This window comes from Pseudomonas sp. SWRI154 (assembly GCF_014268645.1).
GTDB lineage: Bacteria > Pseudomonadota > Gammaproteobacteria > Pseudomonadales > Pseudomonadaceae > Aquipseudomonas > Aquipseudomonas marvdashtae.
The window spans coordinates 18,166-40,824 of sequence record NZ_JABWQW010000027.1 but is presented as its reverse complement, the minus strand read 5'-3'; the positions used below and the strand labels follow the sequence as shown (position 1 = coordinate 40,824).

The window sequence follows — 22,659 nt, the reverse complement described above, 5'->3', positions numbered from 1 at the left end:
GGGTTAAGCGGGGATATTACTTGCGACGCAACCGCATCAACTCCGGCAGCCCGATTTTCAGCAGACGCGCCGTACGTCCACGGGCCAACTCTTCAAGGCCCTCGTGCGCGGGCAGATGAGCCATTTGCGCGGCCATGTTCATCACTAACGCTTCACGGGAATAAACCCCGCCGCCGAGGCTGTAGACCGCCGCGATCAGCTCTCGCAGTTCCAATGGCAAACGCCAGCGTGCGCGCAGCGCCGAACCGAACCCGGCGCCTAACTGGTCGAGCGAATCCCCTACTTCCTCCGGCTCGTCCAGCTCGCCACCGGCCTGCTTCCATTCTTCCAGGCAACGCAGCAGCGCCAGATCGCCCAGACGATGCAGCAGGCCGGCGCAATAACAACGTTCCTGTTCCAGATCGAGCATTCGCGCCATCGTCCGAGCGTACTCGGCAGTGTGCAGCGACAATTCCCAATAGCGCTCGGCATAGTCGGCCAGGCAAGGGACACTCAGCCGGGCACAGCGCTTGAGCGTCAGGCCAAGAATCAGGTTCATGCTCTGCCCGGTGCCGAGCTGGTGCAGCGCTTGGGCCACGGTTTGTAGCGGGCCGCCACCCTGATGCTGGGCAGCGCTGTTGGCTGCGGCGATCAACACGGCGGTGATCTGCGGGTCGGTGCGGATTTCTTCTTCCAGCCGCTTCAGATCCAGGCCGCCGGGATTGAGGGCGCGTTTGACGGCCACCTGCACATCGGTCATCAACGGTGCACCTTCGGCCAAGTCCCGTCGATGCTCCAGGAACGTGGCCAACGTCAGCCCTGGCCCCGGGATTGGCGCGGTATTGGAAGTGTCTTCGCCGCTCAGGAGCAACCCTTGCAAACGCTGGGTCAGGTTTTCCCGGTTAAAGGGTTTGGTCAGATAGGCCGTTGGCGCCAACGGTAAGACTTCACGCACGCTGGCGCTGTCGTTGCGACGACTCACCAGAATGAACGGTAACGCCGGCGTACGATGCTGTTGGCGCACGCCACGCAGGATACTCAGGCCATCGACACCCGGCAGTTCCCAATCGGCGATCACCAGATCGTAAGGGTTTTGCGCCAGCAGCTCCAAGGCCTGCCTCCCCTCGTCACACGTGTCCACCCGGGCATCGCAGCGCACACTTGATAACACCTGCTCAATCAGCTCCCTGGACGCCGGGTCGGCCTCGGCAATCAATACCCGCGGTACAGCCGGTAAATGCACAGCAGTCATGCCGCATCGCTCCCTTGCAATACATGCACCTTAGACAATAGCGGCCGTTCCAGACAGCTCAAAAACGCCGGGGATCTGCTCGTGAATATGGAAAAACCCGCCGAAGCGGGTTTTTTTGTGGCTCAGCGCACAGTCAGGGCTCGTAATATCAAAGCTCGGAGAAGCACTCTTCGATGATTGCCAAGCCTTTGTCCAACTGCTCATCCGGCGAGGTCAGCGGCACCAGCACTCGCAAGACGTTGCCGTAGGTACCGCAAGACAGCAGGATCAGGCCTTTGTCGCGAGCCTTTGCTACGACCTGCGCAACAGCAGCCGCGTTCGGCTTGTGGCTGTCGCCATCTTCGAACAACTCCACGGCGATCATCGCGCCCAGCGCACGCACTTCGCCAATGACCGGGTATTTCTTCTGGATAGCCTTGAGGCGGGTCACCAGGTGTTCGCCCACGGCTTTGCAGCGATCCAGCAAGTGTTCTTCTTCGAACACTTCCATCACCGCCAGCGCCGCCGCGCACGCGATCGGGCTACCGGCGTAAGTGCCGCCCAGGCCGCCTGGCGCAATGGCGTCCATGTATTCAGCCTTGCCGCACACGCCGGCGAGCGGGAAGCCGCCTGCGATGGATTTGGCGAAGGTGGTCAGGTCAGCTGCAACGCCCATCTGTTCCATGGCGAAGAAGGTACCGGTACGGCCGGCGCCGGTCTGCACTTCGTCAGCGATCAGCAGGATGCCGTGCTGGTCGCACAGGGCGCGCAGGCGCTGCATGAAAGCCTTCGGTGCCACATAGAAACCGCCTTCGCCCTGGACCGGCTCGATGATGATCGCAGCGATGTCACGCGGCTCGGCGTCGTTCTTGAAGATGCGTTCGATGCTGGCGATGGAATCGTCAATGCTCACGCCATGCAATTCATTCGGGTACAGCGCGCGGAAGATGCCACCGGGCATCAGGCCCATGCCGGCCGAGTACGGCACGACTTTGCCGGTCAGGCCCAGGGTCATCATGGTGCGACCGTGGTAGGCGCCGGTGAAGGCGATCACACCGGCACGGCCCGTGGCGGCGCGAGCGATCTTAACGGCGTTTTCCACCGCTTCGGAACCGGTGGTGACCAGCAGGGTTTTCTTGGCGAAATCACCTGGGACCTTGGCGTTGATTTTTTCGCACAGTTCCACGTACGGCTCGTAGGCCAGGACCTGGAAGCAGGTGTGGGTCAGCTTGTTCAGCTGTGCGGTCACCGCGGCGATGATTTTTGGGTGCACATGGCCGGTGTTCAGCACAGCGATACCGCCGGCGAAATCGATGAATTCACGACCTTCAACGTCGGTCACCGTGGCGTTCTTCGCCGATTCGGCAAAGATCGGGTGAATCTGGCCGACGCCACGGGGAACAGCGGCGATACGGCGGGCCATCAGGTCTGCGTTGGTCTTGCTCATTAAAATGTCCTCATTCGCAGCTCAGGGCGGCGTGGATCAAGGAATAGATGGCGGGGAGTCAACTGCGGCAGCATGCGATGATCGACTGCCGCAGCGTTCCGGCCACAAGAAACAGAACAGGTGAAACGCGCAAAGGGACAGCGCTCTCGTGCCCTTTGCGCTTGTAGCAGATCAGATCCCCAGGCAGAGGTATTTGATTTCCAGGTAATCCTCGATGCCGTACTTGGAACCTTCACGGCCCAGGCCCGACGCCTTGATGCCGCCGAACGGCGCGACTTCGTTGGAAATCAACCCAGTGTTGACGCCGACCATGCCGTATTCCAAGGCTTCGGCCACACGGAACACACGGCCCAGGTCACGGGCATAGAAGTACGAGGCCAGGCCGAACTCGGTGTCGTTGGACATCGCGATCACTTCGGCTTCGTCTTTGAAGCGGAACAGCGGCGCCAACGGGCCGAAGGTTTCTTCCTTCGCCACGGCGGCGCTCGATGGGACGTTGGTGAGGATGGTCGGCTCGAAGAAGTTGCCCTCGATCGCCTTGCCGCCCGCCAGCACGGTCGCGCCTTTGCTGACCGCGTCGGCGATGTGCTCTTGTACCTTGGCAACAGCTTTTTCGTCGATCAACGGACCGGTGGTGGTGCCGTCTTCCAGACCGTTACCGATCTTGAGCTTGGCCACCGCCACTTTGAGTTTTTCGGCGAACGCGTCGTACACCGAATCCTGGATGTACAGGCGATTGGCGCAGACGCAGGTCTGGCCGTTGTTACGGTATTTGGAGATGATCGCGCCTTCGACCGCCTTATCCAGGTCCGCGTCGTCGAACACAATGAATGGCGCGTTGCCGCCCAGTTCCAGGGAAACTTTCTTGATGTCCTTGGCGCATTCGGCCATCAACTGGCGACCGATCTCGGTCGAGCCGGTGAAGGACAGCTTGCGCACGATCGGGTTGCTGGTCAGCTCGCCACCGATGTCGCCGGCGCTGCCAGTGACTACGCTCAGTACGCCTTGCGGGATGCCGGCACGGTGCGCCAGTTCCACCAGGGCCAGGGCCGAGAACGGTGTTTGCGAAGCTGGCTTGATGACCATCGTGCAACCGGCAGCCAGGGCTGGGCCGGCCTTGCGGGTGATCATCGCGGCCGGAAAGTTCCACGGAGTAATGGCGGCGGTAACGCCGATCGGCTGCTTGATCACAATCAGGCGCTTGTCGGGTTGATGGCCGGGAATCACGTCGCCGTAGATGCGCTTGGCTTCTTCGGCAAACCATTCGATGAACGAGGCGGCGTAGACGATTTCGCCCTTGGACTCGGCCAGCGGCTTGCCCTGCTCCAAGGTCATCAGGCGACCCAGGTCGTCCTGGTTTTCGATCAGCAATTCGTACCAGCGGCGCAGCTTGTTGGCGCGCTCCTTGGCGGTCAGCGCACGCCAGGCCGGCAGCGCCTTGTCGGCGGCTTCAATCGCCCGGCGGGTTTCGGCAGCGCCCATTTTTGGCACGGTGCCCAGTACTTCGCCCGTCGCCGGGTTGGTGACTTTAATCGTCTGACCGTTGTCCGCATCGACCCAAGCGCCATCGATAAAAGCTTGCTGGCGGAACAACTGGGTGTCTTTAAGCTGCATGTCGGCTTTCCTTAACAGCACCGCGCGCACGCGGAGCGAATTAGAGTTGTAGAAAGGCGCCTCGGGGGGCTGCCGTCAGGGAAATCATCCACCGGGCTGAAGCACAGAAATATCGCACATAAGCACAGACGTGCGGTTCAGCACCCAGACAAGAGCGTTTGAAATCTCAAACGAATCCTAGGGCCGATAGGGGCGTAGGACAATAGGCTGTTCGAAAAAAAGAACGAAAAAGCTGGATTCGCCTGTTTTTTCTGATCAGCGTAGTCAATGGCCGCCGCGCGGCACGAAAACGCAGGCGATTCAGTAGCATGGACGCCCGCCACGCTTATGAGTATCATGGCGCCCGCGTTGCACCAGTAGCTCAGCTGGATAGAGTACTGCCCTCCGAAGGCAGGGGTCGTGGGTTCGAATCCCGCCTGGTGCACCATCTTCTTTCCCTTGTATTACAAGGGGATAGCGCTCCTGACAGAAATCTGTCCTAGTCCTGAAAGTCGTTTTTGCCACAAATTTGCCACACTTGAACGTGGCGGGAATGGTCGAAATGGCAACAATCAGGAATCGCGGCGAGTATCAGTGGGAAGCGCAAATCCGTCGCAAGGGCTATCCAGCCCAAAGAAAAACCTTCGAAACTAAAGCCGATGCCCAAGCCTGGGCACGCATGATCGAAAGCGAAATCGACCGGGGCTTTTTTGTCTCTCGCGTCGAGGCTGAAGGCACCGCCTTTCATCAACTCATCGATCGCTATATCTCCGAGATCGCTCCGAAGCACAAAGGTGCGTATTCGGAAATCAAACGCCTGGAAGCGCTCAAGCGTCATCGAATGGCGACACGCATCGTCGCTACCCTCACCTCGTCAGATTTTGCCCGTTACCGTGACGAGCGCCTGAAGATCCGCAAGGGCAATACAGTGAAGCGTGAGCTTGCGTTATTTCAGTGTGTGTAGAAATTCGCAAGCAAGGTGATGAGGGGGCGCTGGGAGCATCGATGAGTGCTAATCGACTGACGACACAGAGCTGCTCGCAGACGTATTTGCGGGAAGCGCCGCGGCGATGAGCTCCTCCAAAGCTTCTACTAATTTCGTCACTGCCGGTTCGCACCCTGGCGCAACTCGAAGCAGCTCGTCCACTTTTCGCCCCAAGCTCGCGGTACCGGTTGAATACTCACGCGGATCGTCTTTAATTTGCAGAAATGTGCATATTTTATGCAAATTTTTGCCAACACTATTCATCTGTCCCCGCTCGTAGCGAGAGATCTGAGAATGATGAACATTGACTGCACGGCCGAGATCCACGAGCGTTAGACCACGGCCCAAGCGAGCTTGGCGGATCTGCGTCCCAACAAAGGCTACTTCGGATGAAGAGTTGAATTTTTTTCCCATAATGTGCAAAATATTTGCACACATTTTCACAGAAGGCGAGCAGAATGGCAGTCTACGTGGATTCAGAAGAGATCCTGTGGCGGGGCAAGCTCTGGTGCCATCTGGCAGCGGATACTCTGGATGAGCTTCACTCGTTCGCCTCTCGACTGGGCCTGCGCAAAAGCTGGTTCCAATCCAAGGGTTACCCGCACTACGATGTGACCGTTTCGGTGCGTGAACGCGCGCTGAGAATGGGAGCAATCGACGCCGATCGCGAGACAATCGTCGGTCGCTGCAAGCTGCTGAAGATGGAGCTACGACAGCAAGTGCAACGGCAGCAGGTGCTGGCACTCGCATGAAATAGCTGAAACATGATCAAGGAGGATTGATGGCGCCAGTACCTCAACCGCGTCCGGTGGCACTTACCGTAGCCAAGTACATGCTCAAAGCGCGGGAGAGCATGCGCTTCAAGGACGATGCCGATAGCCTTCAATACATTCGCTTCGGATACTTTGGCGAGATTGGTGGCTTACTTTCCTCCGTAAAAAAAGCAGGTCGTGACCGCTTGCAGGCCGCACAAAACGACTTGGCCGCAGAAGAACTGGGCGACGCGCTGTGGTACTTGACCATTGCGGCGCACCTTCTGAAAATCCCCGCCGACGCTCTCGGGGAGCACTGCATCCTTGTCCTTCGCGATGAATTCGGCGAAAGCAAGAAAGCTCCCGCGCCCCCGATTACGTTCCGTCAGATAGACGGTCTTATCGAAACACAGCGCGATGAGGATACAATCCCCCGCCCAACGCAGTTGGGTAAGCTTGCGCTAAGCGCCGGCGTGCTGGCTGAAATGTCGCATGCCAGCTTGGCAAGTATGGCGCCACCCAAGCGCGAGGCTTATTTCGGACAGCTGTTGTCGGAGCTCGCCAAGACCTGCTCCAGCTTCAACCTGAACCTTGAAGATGTGGCCTTGGGAAACCTGGAAAAAACGGCCAGTCGGTGGCCAAGTGAACAGAAGCGTGAATTTCCACTTTTCGATGAAGGCTTTCCGGAGCATGAGCAGTTCGAGCGCGAATTCACTATCGAATTCATCGAACGCGGCGAAGGCCAGAACAAGCATGTGGTTCAGCGCCTGAATGGCGTCTATATCGGTGACCGCCTTACAGACAACAGCAACGAGCCTGACGACTATCGCTTCCACGATGTCTTCCATTTGGCTTATGTGGCGTATCTGGGTTGGTCACCAGTGTTGCGAGCACTGCTCAAGCGCAAACGGAAATCCGACCCCGCCAAGGATGAGAACGACGATGGCGCTCGCGCAGCGATCATTGAAGAAGGCATCGCCACTTGGATTTTCGATCACGCGAAAAAATATGACTACTACGCAGCAACTCGACCTGGACGTCTCGACTACGGCCTACTCAAGCAGATCCAAGGGATGGTTCGGGGTTACGAGGTTGAGCGATGCAAGCTTTGGCAGTGGGAGCTTGCCATCATCGAAGGTTTCAGAATGTTCCGCGAACTGCGCGAGCATCGAGGAGGCTCGGTGGTAGTCAACATTACTGAAGGGACGCTGACTTTTCACAAGCCCCTCAAAGAGGCCTAAACGCAATGACCCCTAAATCCTTCGTAAAGGCCTTGTCTGAATTCAGCCTCGACAATGTGTTCAACCCATACGCAGACACCTGCCCTGTGCATGATCGCGCGGGCGCTGCCGCCTCTCGTCGCAAAAACCTGAAAACCTATCTTCAGGCTGTATCCGATCTAGGCACCGACACCATCTGGATGGGTCGTGATCTGGGATATCGCGGTGGACGTCGGACCGGGCTGGCCCTTACCGACGAATTCCACCTTTCCGAGATGACTCGCGTCTATCCGGGATGCGAGTCGCAACAGGCGACCCGGGGCCCAGCAATCGCCGAACGTACTGCTGCGGAGATTTGGGCCGTCCTGAAGGCTGTCGATATTCCTCCCCTGCTGTGGAATGTTTTCCCATTTCATCCGCATGAGCCAGGCAACCCATTCACCAACCGCAAATTCAGCGCAAAAGAGCTGGCGTTGGTGGATGAGCTCAATAGCGAGCTGTTCAGTTGGCTTAGAATCAAGAAGATTATCGCGATTGGTCAGGACGCCGCGCACTATGCGTCGCGCTTTGGCCTACCCATAGAAACCATTCGCCACCCGAGCTACGGGGGAGTCCGTGACTTCCGCGCAGGGATGGCCAAGCTCTACGATCTGCGCCCCCTGAGTTCTCAAGCAAGTCGCCAGGCTTCGCTGCTCTAACGATTCCTTTCAACCAGGTAGAGAAGCCAAGAGATCTTTGGTGAAACCTACCTTGCCAAAGGTCTCCGTATCCAAGTAGGCATGCGTTGCGATACAGGTAAGCACTCCACACTCATACTTGGATTCCTTACCCACAAACGAGTGAAGCTGGCTCAACCCGACAAGGTTGCCCAGCGCACGCTGACAGTACCACTGAGAGCGGTAGATCGCAGTCAGATCCAGCTTGCCATCTGTAATTTTAAAGCTCAGATGACTCAAGCAAGGAACGTTGAGGGGTTTCGCATCTCGAGATGGGTCGAACACCGGTAATTCATACCCATGTCCGTCGATTGGCGGTGCCAGATCAATATCGGGATCACTGACCCCCAGCTCGAACGCCGATTGGTACTTGGTACCGTTGTGCGTTTGAAGCAGACGCTCAATCAGGTCGTCCAATGGATTGATGGTCCCTGTCCCGTTTCGGCTCGGACGACTCATCATGCGCTGAGCATACGTGCCCCACGAACTGCGCTTTTTGCCCTTGGCCAGCAACGCCAAGTAATTTGTGTATAGCTCGGGACGAGAAAATCGTCGGGCCAACCCATTGGGGAAAATGGTGCCCGCCACGGTCTCGACACTCAGGTCCTCACGACTGCTGCGCAACGCCGCATCCACAGCCTTGATGATTTTCAGATCATCCTTGCCCAGCTTCTGAGGAGCGCTGATTTCCAGGATCAAATTCCGATCCTTGCGCTGCTTGCATCCCGCCAGATGTCGCGCCGCAGCCACCCAAGCCTGCCCCAAACTTTCAGATGCGATCAGTTTTGCCATTCTCTACTCCAAAAACACATTCGGCATGCGCGCTTACATAGGCGCCTGAAATCCAGGCGTGTCCGTCTACACCCCACTGGGGGCCCCAGCTATTGCGCACGTAGAACCATGGCGCACTATTTCCATCTTCATGCCCCACGCCAATAGCGACTACCGCATGGAGAAGCCCTGGCATGACCTGATCACCGAAAGCCACCAGGCCCCCTTCAGGCTTGAAGAATTCGGGCGTTACCCGCAGACCCAATCCGATCGGCTGACCGGCACCTATAAAACAGGCGATATCGGTAGGGTCAGCCGATACGCACTGCAATAAATCACCGTAATGCTGAAGTCCCGAGGGCAGATCGGGAATTGGGAGCGAAGGCTCTTCAGAGCAGTAGGGGAACGCGGCTTCCTCAGGCTGACCGACACGAGATGCCTCTCGCATCGCATCGAAAGTGATTCCGCCGCCCGGCGTCCAACCCGGCGTCAAAATGGCGGCCGCCCGATAAAGGTATTCAGGACTCAAATCGGCGGGCGATTTCGGTCGATTCAGATCCGATAATGCAAATGCCAGGCAGGTCGGGCGTCGCCCCTGAGGCCTTGCTGGCGAACCGAAGCCATCGAGCAACACCTTAGGGACGATCACGCTAGCCCGTCCTTGAGCAACTGCTTACGCGAGTGCGGCGTCAGCCCGAGATTCAACGGCTCAAACTTGGTGCATGAGCTGAATGTATCAGCGGCTGAGCTCAAGGCATCCCATGGCGCACGCTCCGAGAGCCGCACGTTTACGGGCTTTGAATCGCTGTTCCTTCCGCCAGTGAGGAGGTAGTCCATTATATCTGTACCGCCGAAAACCGGCGACTTATCCACTGAAGGCGTCGAGGGTACGGTCAACGGCTCCAGCTGAAATCCCTGCGCCTTTAACTCTTCGGAATCGGCTTCCCAGAGATATCCTGACGGTGCGCGGCTTGGCAATCGAACAACCAACTGGTCATCCGGGCGAGGCTCAAGGATTGAAGTTCGATCATCGCTGTCGAGCAGCCACACCTCTTTGCGGGCATCCACCAAACGGTCGCCGAGCAGCGCTTTCTTGATCATCGCGGGCTTGGTCCGCAACATTTCCCGGACTTGATCAGCGCTCATGACGCCATGCCGGCTGAGCGACCATGCCGCCGCTTCGTAGCTGACCCCCATGCGTAGCGCCAGTTGATAAAGGACGTCAGGCCGAAACAGCGCCTGCTTGGTCCATTGCTTGCGCTGCATGATTTTGACGATCAGTTTGCGAGGCACCAGCAGGTTGTACCCGAACTGATCCGCTTCCTGCTCGACGAGGGCAGCCTGAGAACCGTAATAGATTTTCTCGTCGGCGCTGCTGCCGTGGCCCATGAAAAAATGACCCAGCTCGTGGGCACAGGTCATATGAACCAAGCCTGCTGGGCGATCCACATTGACCAATATTCCAGGCGCTTCGTCACCCAGAAATGCCCCGAGCAGCTTCTCCATGGGGCGCAGCATGACCATCACCCCAGAATCAGCAGCGATCTGGAAAGGGTCTATTCGCGTGTATCCGTCCTGCTCGATGCGGGCCATCGCACCGCTCTCATCGATGACTTCGACCGCACGCTGTGCGGCTCGCAAAACAATATCGCGGAAGCCCATTCACTGTCCCTTGTGCTTGAGAAACTCGGCGAAGCGAGCTACCTCATCAATATCCTGCTGCGAAAGTCCATTCACTGCTCTGGCCAGAAACGCGAGCTGGGTGGGGCCGGAAGGCGCCGGGTCTCTTCCGGTCATCAGGTACTCTATAGACTTGCGATAGAGCCTGGCGAGCTTGCTCAGCTCCGTCGCCTCCACCTTGCGGTTGCCCGACTCGATGTTGGTCACCGCCGGGCGGGAGACCCCAAGCGCATGAGCCACCTCATCCTGAGAGAGCCCCACATACTCCCGAGCATCTCGCAGGCGCTCAGCCAGGCGTAGCCTGTCCTGATCCTCCACCGACGAACTATTCATGGGTCTTTTCCTTCAGGTGCTTAAGGATTCCCGACGTGACCAGCTTGACGAACTGCTCCTTGGTTTCGTAGCCGCCGTTGCGGATAACGACATCCACCGGAATTTTGACTTTCAATATTTTCCCGATATCAACCAGCGCCTCGATAGCCATTACCGACTCCATCGGCGCACCCAAGTCATCAACCGACAGCGGGTCATCAACGATTTCGAGCGCACGCTTATCCCAGAACTGGCCAAGGTGTTTCTCAATGTCGTCTTTCATTTCGATGGTTCCGAGGTAAGAAAATCGTACATTTGATGTTTGAATTTAAGTCAATACCGCAGAAATCGCAACGCCTTCCGATGCGTCAATCTCTGGAGCCAGCTTCCCAGCGCGGTACCTCCACCTTGTTAAGCAGCAAAGCATGCGCGAAACCCGTTGAATGAGACCCACTGGACGCCATTACCAAAGTTCAGCCGTCCAACCACCTCCGTGTTGCCGGTATAACCTTCAGCCTTAAGAGCCCGCTCAACATCAGCAGCTCGGTTGTGGATCAGGTCTTGAAGGCCATGGATTCGTTGTCGCCTGAGCTCGGCGTCTATCACCGCTTGTGTAAGGTTTTGGAAGATAGATGCGAATTTTTCGAATTAAATGCGACTGCTGAGCGTTTCCTCTGCCTCCGCTTCATAAAACGTTTGAAGCGCACCGGCACTGAGCGCGAGCCGGTACAACCCTAACGGACAGACCTCCCCCACGCTGGGCCACCGGCTACATTTACCTCACGTATTCACGCACCAAAGCAGCCTTACGCTGCTTAACGTTCTCGACCGTTCATGACTGACCTGCCTTTTCTGCATGCAATCGCTCGAGGGCATCATTCAGCGCGCGCAGGGCTGTTGTGGCCAATGCTCTGCCTTTCATGACATTTGGTGTAAACCTCTAGCTGGTGCACCATAATGGAAATCAAAAAGCCTCAGTCCTAACGGATTGGGGCTTTTTATGGGATTTATCTCCCATAGGTGTCGCGTTACCGTCTAACTATGCAGCTCTTTTCTCGACGGGCTGTTCCCGATCCGGGTTCAGCAGCACCGTGCCTATCGGTTCCCAGTTGCGTGTCTGGCCTGGCCAGCGTTCCGGGTTTTTCTCCCTCGCCTGCTCGTACACTTCATGACGCCGAGCCAGGATTTGTCGATCCAGCCCTTGATGCCGTTCGGCCGGGGTCACGAAACGGATCCGGCTATGCCGGTGTTCATGGTTATACCAGCGTATAAAATCCCTGACCCAAGCCCGTGCGGCCTCCAGGTTGGCGAAGCCATCCGACGGCCATTGCGGGCAATACTTCAACGTTCTGAACAACGACTCCGAGTACGGATTGTCGTTGCTCACACGCGGTCGGCCACGTGACGGTGTGATACCCAAGTCATGCATTTTGCTCAACAGCGTCAGCGACTTCATCGGCGCACCGTTGTCCGAGTGCAGCACCAGCGCCTCGCGCAAACATTGTTCGCCGATCACGCTGCGTTGCAGCAGCGCAGCCGCCTTCTCGCCGCTTTCTTCTTCGTAAACCTCCCAGCCCACGGCCTTGCGGCTGTAGATATCCTCGATCAGGTACAAGTAATAATACTTCCCACGCACCGGCGAAGGCAGGTATGTGATGTCCCACGACCACACCTGATTCGGCCCTTCGGCAGCGTGCGTCGTCGGCGCCGCGTGTCGCCGGGGTCGCTGGCTGCGACCTCGATGCTGTTGCTGACCCGCTGCACGCAGCACCCGATAAAACGTGGCCTCCGATGCCAGGTAGCGCTGCTGGTCGGCCAGCCTCGGCACGATCTGACTCGGCGGTAGATGAGCGTAGGCCGGGCTGTTGCACAGCGTCAGGATCGTTTGTCGTTCGCTTTCGCTCAACGCATTGCGTGGCCTGGGTCGTACCGTGGTGGTTCGGGCATCTGCCTGAACAGCCTCGGTTTCAGTCCAGCGCTGCAAGGTTCTGAGCGAGAGGCCGACTTCCTGACAAGCTCTGATCTTCCGGGCTCCGGCCAGTTGCGCTTCATGCAACCAGGTCACGAGCAATTGCCGTTCCGGCAGAGCCGTCAACTGTCCTCGTTGTCGATCCCCCAGTAATCGTTGAGCTTTTTTCGCAGCACCAGCAACGCGGCAGTTTCAGCCAGCGCCTTGTCTTTACGGCGCAGTTCGCGCTCAAGTTGCTCGATGCGTTTCTTGTCCTTGCGGGCTTGCTCGCGGTCGTCTTTGGACTGAGCTTTTTCCGACTTCTGACCACTGATGAAGGCTTGTCGCCACGCCTTGATCTGCTCGGGGTAAAGGCCCTTTCGACGGCAGTACTCACCCAGCTCGATCTCGGATAAACCGCTGGCTTCAAGGACGACGGCAAATTTGGTTTCGGCTGTCCAGTTCTGGGCCGATGGGGTGTTTTCGGGCACTGCTCTTCCTTCAGAACTGACCTGTTTGCGCCAGTTGGACAAAGACATTTCGCTGACCCCTTCGCGCCGGGAAACCTCGGCCATCGACAGGTTGAGCGGGGGAAGCAGCATCTTGAGCAATGCGGCTTTGCGTTCCGGTGAATAGTACGGCACGAGCAGTTTCTTTCCGCCCCCGATTAGTATTTTCTGGAAAATTCGGAGAGGCGACAACTATCCTGACACCGGGGGGTGTTGAAGCGCATGAGGGTTGAATCAGGCATGACCCAGGCCCAGTGCTCTGCCGCGCTGGGAAGGCCACAATCGTTTATGAGTGATGTGGAACGAGGGGTGAGACGGTTGGACATGGTTCAACTTCGTGATTTGTGTCTCGTCCTAAAAACTGATCTGGTAAATTTCACACTGGCTTATGAGCAAGCTCTAATCGAAGGTATGCTTCGGGACTGATTAATGAGCTGCGAAGGGACGGACTCACAAATCAGCACCCGGCCTTGGGTAATCATTATCGTGGATCACCATGCTGCAGTGAGCGAGACCAGAAGGCTTGGGTAACGATTTGCAGTACTATTTGCCCACATGCTTGCCCTAGCTAGTAATGATCTGACGACTCAGTCGTTAAACGATCCCGATTTGATCCTCTATTTTCGCAACTGGATAAAGAACCACAATGGTTACGCCCAAAGCAGTTAAACCAAGCAAAGAAGAGCCATTGGAGAAGCAGCTTTGGAAAGCCGCCGACAAGCTGCGCAAGAACATCGACGCAGCCGAGTACAAGCATGTGGTGCTCGGCCTGATTTTCCTTAAGTACATTTCCGATTCGTTTGAAGGTATGTATACCCGACTGAAAGCTGGGGAAGGCGAGTACGCGGGTGCGGATCCGGAGGATAAGGACGAGTACAAGGCCGAGAACGTGTTCTTCGTGCCGCTCGAAGCACGCTGGTTCTATTTGCTAAGCATGGCCCGGCAGCCTGATATCGGCCGACATGTAGATGCCGCCATGGATGCCATCGAGAAGGAAAATCCCTCGCTCAAGGGCGTTCTGCCCAAGGTCTTCGCCCGGCAGAATCTTGATCCTGCTAGCCTCGGCGGGCTGATCGATCTGGTTGGCAATATCGCTCTTGGCGACGCCAAAAGCCGTAGCGCCGACGTGCTAGGGCATGTCTTTGAATACTTTCTCGGTGAGTTCGCCTTGGCTGAAGGCAAGCAGGGAGGCCAATTTTACACCCCTCGCTCCATCGTTGAGCTACTAGTAATAATGCTTGAGCCCTACAAGGGACGCGTATTCGATCCATGCTGCGGTTCTGGTGGCATGTTTGTACAATCGGAAAAGTTCGTTGAAGAGCATCAGGGACGGATCAACGATATTTCCATTTATGGCCAGGAAAGCAATCAGACCACTTGGCGGCTGGCGCGGATGAACCTTGCTATTCGCGGCATCGACTCCTCACAGGTGAAATGGAACAACGAAGGTTCCTTCCTTAATGATGCGCACAAGGACCTCAAGGCCGATTTCATTATCGCCAACCCGCCTTTCAACGTCAGCGACTGGAGCGGCGAACTGCTGCGAGGCGATGGTCGTTGGCAGTACGGTACACCACCGGTGGGTAACGCCAACTTCGCCTGGCTGCAACACTTCGCCCACCACCTAGCACCCAACGGCCGCGCTGGCGTTGTGTTGGCCAAGGGCGCGCTGACTAGCAAGAGCAGCGGCGAAGGCGACATTCGAAAGGCTCTGATTGCCGATGGCAATCTGATCGACTGTATCGTCAACCTCCCGGCCAAGCTGTTCCTGAATACCCAGATCCCGGCGGCCCTGTGGTTTATGAATCGCGCCCGCAACAACAGCCACCCACGCAAAGGCGAAATCTTGTTTATCGACGCGCGTAACCTTGGCCATCTGATCAACCGCCGCACCAAAGAGCTCAGCGTCGAGGATATTCAGCATATCGCAGCCACGTACCACGCCTGGCGCACCAGCGAAAGCGACTACGCGGACATGAAAGGTTTTTGCGCCTCGGTGCCGCTGCAGCGTGTGGCAGAACTGGACTATGTGCTAACGCCCGGTCGCTATGTTGGCCTACCCGACGAAGACGATAACTTTAATTTTGTCGAGCATTTTGCCGCGTTAAAGTCGGAATTTGAGGCGCAGCTGTTGGAGGAAACCAAGCTTAATCAGGTTATTGCAGATAACCTGGCGAGACTGAATGTATGAGTGAGTGGCAAGACTTTGTTGTCGAAGATATCGCTGCACCAGGTAAAAACTCATTAGCAACGGGCCCTTTCGGCTCATCAATCAGCTCTAAATTTTTCGTTGCACAGGGTGTACCTGTAATTCGAGGAGGGAATTTAAGCTCAGAAGTTGGAAAGCGCCTGAATGATGAGGGACTGGTGTTCGTTTCCACCGATAAGGCCGAGGAGTTCAGCCGCTCGATAGTCAGCCTAGGAGACTTAATATTTACATGCTGGGGAACAATCAACCAGGTCGGGTTGATTGACAATAGGGCGCGCCATCTAAAGTATGTGATTTCTAATAAACAAATGAAGCTGAGTGTTGACCACAGTAAAGCTCACCCTCTATTTCTCTACTATCTGTTTTCAAGCCCGGAAAAGCAGCAGGAAATTTTGAACAATGGAATAGGTGCGGCTGTTCCTGGGTTTAACTTAGGACAACTAAGGAAAATGGTTATTTCACTACCAAAGCCGGACGAGCAAAAAGCTATCGCTGCCGTGCTTAATAGCCTTGACGAAAAAATTGACCTATTACACCGCCAGAATACGACCCTCGAAGCCATGTCCAAAACCCTGTTCCGTCATTGGTTCACTGAAGGACCACGTAATAACTGGACGGAAAGATCTTTAAGCCATATTGCCAGATTCTTAAATGGACTAGCCTGCCAAAAGTACTTACCAGAAAATGACCTCGATAAATTGCCTGTATTAAAAATCAGGGAACTAAGCGGTGGCATCTCCGACAACTCAGACTGGGCAACAAACCAAGTTAAATCCGATTATATCGTCGAGGCGGGCGACGTAATTTTTGCCTGGTCTGCCTCGCTAATGGTCAAGATCTGGGATGGTGAGCGCTGCGTATTGAACCAGCATCTATTCAAGGTGACCTCTGACCAATTTCCGAAATGGTATTACCTGCTTTGGTGTAAACACCATCTCGCCGAATTTATCTCTATCTCGTCGAGCCACGCAACGACCATGGGCCATATCAAACGCGGCGATCTTGATGCTGCCATGGTACTGGTTCCGACTGCTGGGGAGCTGGAGGAGATGTCAACGCAAATGGAACCGTTGCTCGACAAGCAGATAGCCAATGCCAAGCAAATGAAGAGCCTGGAAAAGCTTCGCGATACTCTATTACCAAAAGTTATCAATGGGGAAGTGAGAGTGTCTTTCTGATGGAAAAGCTAAGGGCTACGCTTGCTCGTTATAATCGCTGGCAGACGCTTGAGATTTACATTGAGCGCATGGAGGGGCATCTTGAGACGGATTTCAGTATTTCGGTTGAAAATGCCAAGGCTCTGCTGGAAAGTATTGGCAAAGAAATCTGCGATGCGAAAGGCGTAGCGCTTGGGACCACACCTAGTATCAATGCCGTATTGAAGAAGGCCTTTGTATCCCTTGGCTATACTGCGGAAGAGCTGGTGACGCAGATGTCTGGCTCATTGGCTAACATTGGCCAATTGATTGGCAATCTGAGAAATGAAATAAGCCCAACCTCTCACGGAAAATCACTAGAAGAGTTGAAAGATAGGAATAACAAAGTCGATTTGCTTACCAGAGAATTCTTGATTGACAGCACGCTTGTTGTGGCTGTTTTTCTTATTCGTGCTTTTGAAGAGCGTGAGGGGATGGTCACAGCCGCCGGTGATGACGAGAGTCATCAGAACTTCGATTATGAGACTAACGAGAGTTTCAATAACTTCTGGGATGACAACTTTGGGGATTTCGCAATGGGCGAGTACGCCTACCCTGCGAGTGAAATTTTATTCAACATGGAACTTGAGGCCTATCAACTGGAGTGCAGGGCGTTCCTGGAGTCCGAGGACGGTATAGCTGAGGGTGAGGCATAATTCAGTTATAAAAACTTGCTGTAGATAGCTTCCGAATTGGCTTGGCTGCCCTGAACCTGCTGTTCGCGGAGTCGAACTCCAGACAGAAGACATCATGATCTGCCTTATCATGAACATGCTGGCGGCACCAGAAAACCCATAGGGAAATCCATTTTGGCCACACTCACCGAATCTGCTATCGAAACCTTCGCCATCAGGCTGTTAGAACGCTTGGGTTACCAGCCCATTCACGCCCCCGATAGCGCACCGGACAGTGAAAACCCCGAGCGGAGTGATTATGCTGAAGTATTGCTACTCGGGCGATTGGAGCAAGCAGCTCGGCGAATCAATACCAAGCTGCCAGCGGATGTCATCCAGGCCGCGCTGAAAGAGGTGCAGCGCGTGCAGTCACCCGAGCTGTTGGCGAATAATGAGGCGTTTCATCGCTTGCTGAGCGAAGGAGTACCGGCCACCCTGCACAAGGATGGTGACGAGCGCGGCGAGCGGGTCTGGTTGATCGACTTTGCCCACCCGGAAAACAATGAATTCGTAGTTGCCAGCCAGTTCACCGTCATCGAGAACAACCAGACCAAACGGCCGGATTTGGTGCTGTTCGTCAACGGTCTGCCCCTGGTAGTGATCGAGCTGAAAAACGCCGTTGCGGAAAACGCCACGCTGAAAAGTGCTTACCAGCAGATAGAGACCTACAAAGAAACTGTTCCTAGCCTATTCGCCAGCAATGCCTTCGTAGTTATCTCAGATGGCTTGGAAGCCAAGGCCGGTTCCCTCTCGGCGGGATTATCACGCTTTATGGCGTGGAGAAGTGCCGACGGCAAGGCCGAGGCATCGCACCTAGTAAGCCAGTTGGAAACCCTAATCGTCGGCATGCTGAACAAACCCACTTTGTTGGACTTGCTGCGCCACTTTATCGTGTTCGAAAAGGCCCGGAAGGAAGACCCAAATACAGGTCAGATCACCATCAGCACAGTAAAAAAGCTGGCGGCTTATCACCAGTATTATGCAGTTAATGCGGCAATAGCCTCCACCCTACGGGCTGTGGATATGGGTGCAAGCCTGAGTACGCGGGAGAGCCCCGCCAGTTATGGCCTCCCCAGCGTGACCAAACAGCCCCGAGGAGATAAGAAGGCGGGTGTGGTATGGCACACTCAGGGGTCGGGCAAGTCGCTTTCCATGGTGTTCTACACTGGCAAGATCGTATTAATGCTGAATAATCCGACCATTCTGGTGATCACCGACCGCAACGACCTGGACGATCAGTTGTTCGACACCTTTGCCGCCTCCAAGCAGCTGCTGCGCCAGGAGCCGGTGCAGGCCAAGGATCGCGACGAACTCAAAGCACTGCTCAAGGTGGCGGCCGGCGGTGTAGTGTTCTCCACTATCCAGAAGTTTCAGCCCGCAGAGGGGAACATCTACGAGGAGCTTTCCGAGCGCCGCAATATCGTGGTGATCGCCGACGAAGCACATCGTACCCAGTACGGCTTCGCGGCCAAGACGGTAGATGAGAAAAGCCTCGACGGGACCTTGATCGGCAAGAAGGTCGTCTACGGTTTCGCCAAGTACCTGCGTGATGCCCTGCCCAACGCGACCTACCTCGGTTTTACCGGTACCCCGATTGAAAAGACCGACGTCAATACGTCCGCCGTGTTCGGCAACTACGTGGACATTTACGATATTGCCCAAGCTGTGGAGGACGGTGCCACGGTACGCATTTTTTACGAGAGCCGCCTGGCCCGAGTGGCACTAAGCGAAGACGGCAAAAAGCTGATAGCTGAGCTGGACGAAGAGCTGGATCAGGACGAACTGAGCGAGACGCAAAAGGCCAAGGCCAAGTGGACGCGGATGGAAGCGCTGATCGGCAGCGAACAACGTATCAAGAATATTGCCAGCGATATCGTTGCCCACTTCGACGCCCGCCAAGAGGTCTTTGCCGGTAAGGCCATGGTGGTAAGCATGTCGCGGCGCATTGCTGCCGAGCTGTACAGTGAGATAGTCAAACTGCGTCCGCAGTGGCACTCGGATGACTTAAGCAAAGGCGCGATCAAGGTGGTGATGACCGCCTCGTCCAGCGATGGTCCACTGTTAGCCAAGCATCACACAAGCAAAGAACAACGCAAAATGCTAGCCGAGCGGATGAAGGACGATTCCGACCCGCTGAAGTTAGTGATCGTACGTGATATGTGGCTGACTGGCTTCGACGCGCCCAGCATGCACACTCTATATATTGATAAACCAATGAAGGGACACAACCTGATGCAGGCAATTGCCCGCGTGAATCGCGTGCATCAGGACAAACCGGGTGGTTTGGTGGTGGACTATCTCGGCATTGCCTCCGACCTGAAAGAAGCGCTGTCCTTTTATTCCGATGCCGGCGGCAAGGGCGACCCCACGCTGGCGCAAGAACAGGCGGTGGCGTTGATGCTGGAGAAGATCGAGGTGATCACGGCGATGTACCACGGGTTCGCCTATGAAGATTTCTTCGGGGCCGATACCGCACAAAAGCTATCGCTGATCCTAGCGGCGGAAGAACACATTCTCGGGTTGGAGGATGGATGCAATCGCTATATCAAAGAAGTCTCTGCGCTGTCGCAAGCCTTTGCCATTGCGGTGCCGCATGAGCAGGCCCTAGACGCCAAGGACGAAGTGGGTTTTTTCCAGGCGGTCAAAACCCGTCTGGTCAAGTTCGATGGAGGTACTGGTGACGGCCGCAGCGATGAAGACATCGAAACTACAATCCGCCAGGTGATCGACAAAGCATTGGTGTCGGAACAAGTGATCGACGTGTTCGACGCGGCGGGTATCAAAAAACCGGATATTTCCATTCTCTCCGACGAATTTCTGGCTGAACTGAAGGACCACAAGCATAAGAACGTGGCGCTTGAGGTACTGAAGAAGCTGCTCAACGACGAGCTGAAGGCACGGGCCCGAAAGAATCTGGTACAGAGCAAGAGTCTGATGGAAATGCTGGAAAATGCTATCAAGAAGTATCACAACAAAATCCTCACCGCTGCCGAGGTGATGGACGAGTTGATCAAAATCAGCAAGGAAATCGTTGCCTCGGACGACGAAGCCAAAAACATGGGGCTGACGGATTTCGAATACGCCTTCTATAGCGCTGTGGCCAACAACGACAGTGCCCGCGAGTTGATGGCGCAAGACAAGTTGCGTGAGCTGGCCGTGGTACTGACCTTGCGCGTGCGGGAAAACGCCTCCATCGACTGGACCATCAAGGAGAGCGTCAAGGCCAAGCTGAAGGTGATTGTGAAACGTACCCTGCGCCAGTTCGGCTATCCGCCAGATATGCAATTGCTCGCGACGGAAACCGTGTTGAAGCAGGCGGAAATTATTGCGAAGGATTTAGCTCACTAGTGTTTTTAATGTGACCTTAAATGCCACAAATTTGCCACACTCGCCCCGCTGACTGGGGCGAAAAACCGCTACCCCTAGCTAACACAACCCGTTGATTTCCCAGCTAATCCCCGCTAACGTATTGATTCTAAACGTCGACTTTTAGGACTCCGAAGGCAGGGGTCGTGGGTTCGAATCCCGCCTGGTGCACCATCTTCAGATTCAAAAGCCCCTGGTCGCAAGACCTGGGGCTTTTTTGTGGTGCGCCAGGCATGGCGCGTAGCGCCGTGACTGGCGCTGTTTAGCTCACTGTGGTGGTGAGCCAAACGACTTGGAGGTGCAAGTCCTCTACACACCCGGCAAGGGGAAGTGTTAGCCAGAGGCAAGGGTGTCGCGGGTGACTGCGAATCTGAAGGAAGCCCGAGGCAAAATGCTGGCCTGACGAACAGGAAGCGGATGAGGCGGCGCAGCGGGGTAAGACGGCCACAATCGTCAAAGCCCAATACTTGCACGGAACGCTGTGACGTATATCCGACAGGCATAAGCAGGAAGGTCGCGCGAATTACCCTGGGAGATCTGCAGGCTTGCCACTGTGCTACCGAGCGTCGAGAGACGACGGGATGAGCGTGCAGAAGTCAGCTGAAGCCGTAGTAATCGCCGAAACCGGGGCGATGAAGGGCCGAACAGGTTATGCCGCCAGTAGGCGTCAGAGTCTCGTCGAATGTCCGAAAAACAGAAATCTCTCGACAAGAGGGCTGTAACCCCAAGTTCTGGACGGAATCCAGGGCTTGCGGCTGGCAGTGCGCAGGCATCGGCGGCGTCTGTGGCGTGGACGAACGCGGAACCGGACACGCTGATGGAGCGGGTGCTTGCACCCGCCAACCTGCGGCGTGCGTATCAACGTGTGGTCAGCAACAAGGACGCGCCGGGTGCCGATGGCATGACGGTGGAGCAACTGGCGGACTACACGAATCAGTATTGGCCGATCCTCAAGGCTCGATTGCTGGCCGGCGAGTATCACCCGCAAGGTGTGCGTGCCGTCGAAATCCCCAAACCCAAAGGTGGAACGCGGCAGCTGGGCATTCCCAACGTCGTGGATCGCCTGATCCAGCAGGCCCTGCTGCAACAGCTCACGCCGATCTTCGACCCCGGACTACAGCTACGGTTTTCGTCCGGGCAGAAGCGCTCATCAAGCCATCGAAACAGCCCGCGCCCATGTGGCGGCGGGTCACCGCTGGTGCGTGGAACTCGATTTAGAGAAGTTCTTCGATCGGGTCAACCACGATGTATTGATGGCCTACGTCGAGCGTCAAGTCGAAGACAAGCGAGTGCTCAGGCTGATCCGTCGTTACCTCGAAGCCGGAGCCATGTCGGGTGGAATCGTCAGCCGCCGGCAGGAGGGGACGCCGCAAGGCGGCCCGCTCTCGCCGTTGCTGTCGAACATCCTGCTCAACGAACTCGACCGAGAGCTGGAACGGCGCGGCCATCGCTTTGTGCGTTATGCCGATGATGCGAACATTTATGTGCGCAGTCGCCGTGCTGGTGAACGAGTGCTGGCCGGGGTTGAGCGCTTTCTGAATCAGCGTCTGAAACTAACGCTGAATCGGGAAAAGAGCCGCGTGGCACGGTCGTGGGTCTGTGATTACCTGGGTTATGGGATGAGCTGGCATAAGCAGCCGAGGCTGAAAGTGGCGACGATGAGCCTGAATCGCTTACGCGACCGACTCAAAGAGCTGCTGCAAGGCGCACAGGGTTGCAAGATGGCTACGATCATCGAGCGAATCAACCCGGTGTTGCGCGGTTGGGCAGGCTATTTCAAGTTCAGCCAGAGCAGGAAACCCCTTGAGGAGCTGGACGGCTGGGTACGACGCCGACTTCGATGCATCCTATGGCGTCAATGGAAGTGGCCCTCAACGAGGGCGCGCAGCCTGATACGCCTGGGACTCAAAGAAGAGCGGGCCTGCAAATCAGCGTTCAATGGCCGTGGCCCATGGTGGAACTCGGGAGCGTCACATATGAATCAGGCGCTGCCGAAGAAGCTGTGGGATCGGCTTGGGCTGGTCTCGATACTGGATACGATCAACGGTTTATCCGCATAACCTGAACCGCC

19 protein-coding genes, 1 tRNA gene and 1 pseudogene are annotated in these 22,659 nt (G+C 56.1%); 11 read left to right on the top strand and 10 right to left on the bottom strand.

Annotated elements, in window-relative coordinates; translation table 11 throughout:
• Positions 1-16: 16 nt before the first annotated feature.
• The 3 genes from HU806_RS20905 to gabD all read right to left on the bottom strand — a co-directional run bounded on the left by HU806_RS20905 (position 17) and on the right by gabD (position 4,271).
• Complete coding sequence (locus tag HU806_RS20905) at positions 17-1,231, bottom strand: HDOD domain-containing protein (RefSeq protein ID WP_186613947.1); 1,215 nt, start codon at positions 1,229-1,231, stop codon at positions 17-19.
• Between the two features lie 148 nt (positions 1,232-1,379).
• The gene (gene gabT, locus HU806_RS20900) at positions 1,380-2,657 is read right to left on the bottom strand and encodes a 4-aminobutyrate--2-oxoglutarate transaminase (RefSeq protein WP_186613945.1); all 1,278 of its coding nucleotides are present in this window, start codon (positions 2,655-2,657) and stop codon (positions 1,380-1,382) included.
• A 171-nt stretch (positions 2,658-2,828) separates the two neighbouring features.
• Entirely contained in the window at positions 2,829-4,271 is a 1,443-nt protein-coding gene (gene gabD / locus HU806_RS20895; RefSeq protein ID WP_186613943.1) for an NADP-dependent succinate-semialdehyde dehydrogenase, read from the bottom strand.
• Positions 4,272-4,621: 350 nt separating this feature from the next.
• On the opposite strand from gabD, the gene HU806_RS20890 reads away from it, so the two are divergent.
• Positions 4,622-4,698: transfer RNA gene (locus HU806_RS20890), tRNA-Arg, on the top strand.
• 105 nt (positions 4,699-4,803) lie between these two features.
• Complete coding sequence (locus HU806_RS20885) at positions 4,804-5,214, top strand: site-specific integrase (RefSeq protein WP_238350212.1); 411 nt, start codon at positions 4,804-4,806, stop codon at positions 5,212-5,214.
• 48 nt (positions 5,215-5,262) lie between these two features.
• Here HU806_RS20885 and HU806_RS26905 read toward each other — a convergent pair whose 3' ends face one another.
• Positions 5,263-5,649 carry a helix-turn-helix domain-containing protein gene (locus HU806_RS26905; RefSeq protein WP_527251161.1) on the bottom strand — a complete coding sequence of 129 codons (387 nt, stop codon included), beginning with the start codon at positions 5,647-5,649 and terminating at the stop codon, positions 5,263-5,265.
• Positions 5,650-5,693: 44 nt separating this feature from the next.
• Between HU806_RS26905 and HU806_RS20875 the strand changes: the two genes are divergently transcribed.
• The 3 genes from HU806_RS20875 to HU806_RS20865 are packed head-to-tail and all read left to right on the top strand — an operon-like array spanning position 5,694 to position 7,905.
• A complete protein-coding gene (locus tag HU806_RS20875; protein ID WP_186613939.1) occupies positions 5,694-5,987 on the top strand; it encodes a DUF4031 domain-containing protein in 294 nt (97 codons plus the stop codon).
• Positions 5,988-6,016: 29 nt separating this feature from the next.
• Positions 6,017-7,228, top strand: coding sequence for a nucleoside triphosphate pyrophosphohydrolase family protein (locus tag HU806_RS20870; RefSeq protein ID WP_186613937.1), 1,212 nt, complete (start codon positions 6,017-6,019; stop codon positions 7,226-7,228).
• Positions 7,229-7,233: 5 nt separating this feature from the next.
• Positions 7,234-7,905, top strand: a complete 672-nt coding sequence (locus HU806_RS20865) for a uracil-DNA glycosylase family protein (protein WP_186613935.1) — start codon at positions 7,234-7,236, stop codon at positions 7,903-7,905.
• A gap of 9 nt (positions 7,906-7,914) precedes the next feature.
• On the opposite strand, the gene HU806_RS20860 is transcribed toward HU806_RS20865, so the two are convergent.
• The 6 genes from HU806_RS20860 to HU806_RS20835 form a co-directional block, all read right to left on the bottom strand.
• Positions 7,915-8,715 carry a thymidylate synthase family protein gene (locus HU806_RS20860; RefSeq protein WP_186613933.1) on the bottom strand — a complete coding sequence of 267 codons (801 nt, stop codon included), beginning with the start codon at positions 8,713-8,715 and terminating at the stop codon, positions 7,915-7,917.
• Positions 8,693-9,343 (bottom strand): C1 family peptidase, encoded by a 651-nt coding sequence (locus tag HU806_RS20855; protein ID WP_186613931.1) that lies wholly within the window; start codon positions 9,341-9,343, stop codon positions 8,693-8,695. Before HU806_RS20855 ends, HU806_RS20860 begins: the two co-directional genes overlap by 23 nt.
• The gene (locus tag HU806_RS20850; protein WP_186613929.1) at positions 9,340-10,356 is read right to left on the bottom strand and encodes an ImmA/IrrE family metallo-endopeptidase; all 1,017 of its coding nucleotides are present in this window, start codon (positions 10,354-10,356) and stop codon (positions 9,340-9,342) included. The genes HU806_RS20855 and HU806_RS20850 overlap by 4 nt, the downstream gene beginning before the upstream one ends.
• Positions 10,357-10,707, bottom strand: coding sequence for a type II toxin-antitoxin system RelB family anti-toxin (gene relB / locus HU806_RS20845; protein WP_186613927.1), 351 nt, complete (start codon positions 10,705-10,707; stop codon positions 10,357-10,359).
• Positions 10,700-10,969, bottom strand: coding sequence for a hypothetical protein (locus HU806_RS20840; RefSeq protein WP_186613925.1), 270 nt, complete (start codon positions 10,967-10,969; stop codon positions 10,700-10,702). The genes relB and HU806_RS20840 overlap by 8 nt, the downstream gene beginning before the upstream one ends.
• Positions 10,970-11,725: 756 nt before the next feature.
• Positions 11,726-13,278 (bottom strand): IS3 family transposase gene (locus HU806_RS20835; protein WP_186613923.1). Its coding sequence is split into 2 segments (ribosomal slippage): positions 11,726-12,816 and positions 12,816-13,278, totalling 1,554 coding nucleotides; the frame shifts between segments, so codons are not numbered across the junction.
• An 87-nt stretch (positions 13,279-13,365) separates the two neighbouring features.
• On the opposite strand from HU806_RS20835, the gene HU806_RS20830 reads away from it, so the two are divergent.
• The 6 genes and pseudogenes from HU806_RS20830 to ltrA all read left to right on the top strand — a co-directional run bounded on the left by HU806_RS20830 (position 13,366) and on the right by ltrA (position 22,648).
• A complete protein-coding gene (locus HU806_RS20830) occupies positions 13,366-13,569 on the top strand; it encodes a helix-turn-helix domain-containing protein (protein ID WP_186613921.1) in 204 nt (67 codons plus the stop codon).
• Between the two features lie 220 nt (positions 13,570-13,789).
• Complete coding sequence (locus tag HU806_RS20825; protein WP_186613919.1) at positions 13,790-15,334, top strand: type I restriction-modification system subunit M; 1,545 nt, start codon at positions 13,790-13,792, stop codon at positions 15,332-15,334.
• Entirely contained in the window at positions 15,331-16,530 is a 1,200-nt protein-coding gene (locus HU806_RS20820) for a restriction endonuclease subunit S (RefSeq protein ID WP_186613917.1), read from the top strand. Before HU806_RS20825 ends, HU806_RS20820 begins: the two co-directional genes overlap by 4 nt.
• Complete coding sequence (locus tag HU806_RS20815; RefSeq protein ID WP_186613915.1) at positions 16,530-17,204, top strand: abortive infection family protein; 675 nt, start codon at positions 16,530-16,532, stop codon at positions 17,202-17,204. The genes HU806_RS20820 and HU806_RS20815 overlap by 1 nt, the downstream gene beginning before the upstream one ends.
• Positions 17,205-17,357: 153 nt before the next feature.
• A complete protein-coding gene (locus HU806_RS20810) occupies positions 17,358-20,570 on the top strand; it encodes a type I restriction endonuclease subunit R (protein WP_186613913.1) in 3,213 nt (1,070 codons plus the stop codon).
• Between the two features lie 669 nt (positions 20,571-21,239).
• Positions 21,240-22,648, top strand: a pseudogene (gene ltrA / locus HU806_RS20805) (group II intron reverse transcriptase/maturase).
• Positions 22,649-22,659 lie beyond the last annotated feature (11 nt).

What these genes read in the sequence shown, in the direction of transcription:
- HU806_RS20865 (WP_186613935.1), top strand. Translation starts at nt 7,234, where the DNA reads ATGACCCCTAAATCCTTCGTAAAGGCCTTGTCTGAATTCAGCCTCGAC.
- HU806_RS26905 (WP_527251161.1), bottom strand. Translation starts at nt 5,649, where the DNA reads ATGGGAAAAAAATTCAACTCTTCATCCGAAGTAGCCTTTGTTGGGACG.
- HU806_RS20905 (WP_186613947.1), bottom strand. Translation starts at nt 1,231, where the DNA reads ATGACTGCTGTGCATTTACCGGCTGTACCGCGGGTATTGATTGCCGAG.
- HU806_RS20875 (WP_186613939.1), top strand. Translation starts at nt 5,694, where the DNA reads ATGGCAGTCTACGTGGATTCAGAAGAGATCCTGTGGCGGGGCAAGCTC.
- HU806_RS20830 (WP_186613921.1), top strand. Translation starts at nt 13,366, where the DNA reads ATGAGGGTTGAATCAGGCATGACCCAGGCCCAGTGCTCTGCCGCGCTG.
- relB (WP_186613927.1), bottom strand. Translation starts at nt 10,707, where the DNA reads ATGAATAGTTCGTCGGTGGAGGATCAGGACAGGCTACGCCTGGCTGAG.
- HU806_RS20815 (WP_186613915.1), top strand. Translation starts at nt 16,530, where the DNA reads ATGGAAAAGCTAAGGGCTACGCTTGCTCGTTATAATCGCTGGCAGACG.
- HU806_RS20820 (WP_186613917.1), top strand. Translation starts at nt 15,331, where the DNA reads ATGAGTGAGTGGCAAGACTTTGTTGTCGAAGATATCGCTGCACCAGGT.
- gabD (WP_186613943.1), bottom strand. Translation starts at nt 4,271, where the DNA reads ATGCAGCTTAAAGACACCCAGTTGTTCCGCCAGCAAGCTTTTATCGAT.
- HU806_RS20870 (WP_186613937.1), top strand. Translation starts at nt 6,017, where the DNA reads ATGGCGCCAGTACCTCAACCGCGTCCGGTGGCACTTACCGTAGCCAAG.
- gabT (WP_186613945.1), bottom strand. Translation starts at nt 2,657, where the DNA reads ATGAGCAAGACCAACGCAGACCTGATGGCCCGCCGTATCGCCGCTGTT.
- HU806_RS20860 (WP_186613933.1), bottom strand. Translation starts at nt 8,715, where the DNA reads ATGGCAAAACTGATCGCATCTGAAAGTTTGGGGCAGGCTTGGGTGGCT.
- HU806_RS20885 (WP_238350212.1), top strand. Translation starts at nt 4,804, where the DNA reads ATGGTCGAAATGGCAACAATCAGGAATCGCGGCGAGTATCAGTGGGAA.
- HU806_RS20840 (WP_186613925.1), bottom strand. Translation starts at nt 10,969, where the DNA reads ATGAAAGACGACATTGAGAAACACCTTGGCCAGTTCTGGGATAAGCGT.
- HU806_RS20825 (WP_186613919.1), top strand. Translation starts at nt 13,790, where the DNA reads ATGGTTACGCCCAAAGCAGTTAAACCAAGCAAAGAAGAGCCATTGGAG.
- HU806_RS20850 (WP_186613929.1), bottom strand. Translation starts at nt 10,356, where the DNA reads ATGGGCTTCCGCGATATTGTTTTGCGAGCCGCACAGCGTGCGGTCGAA.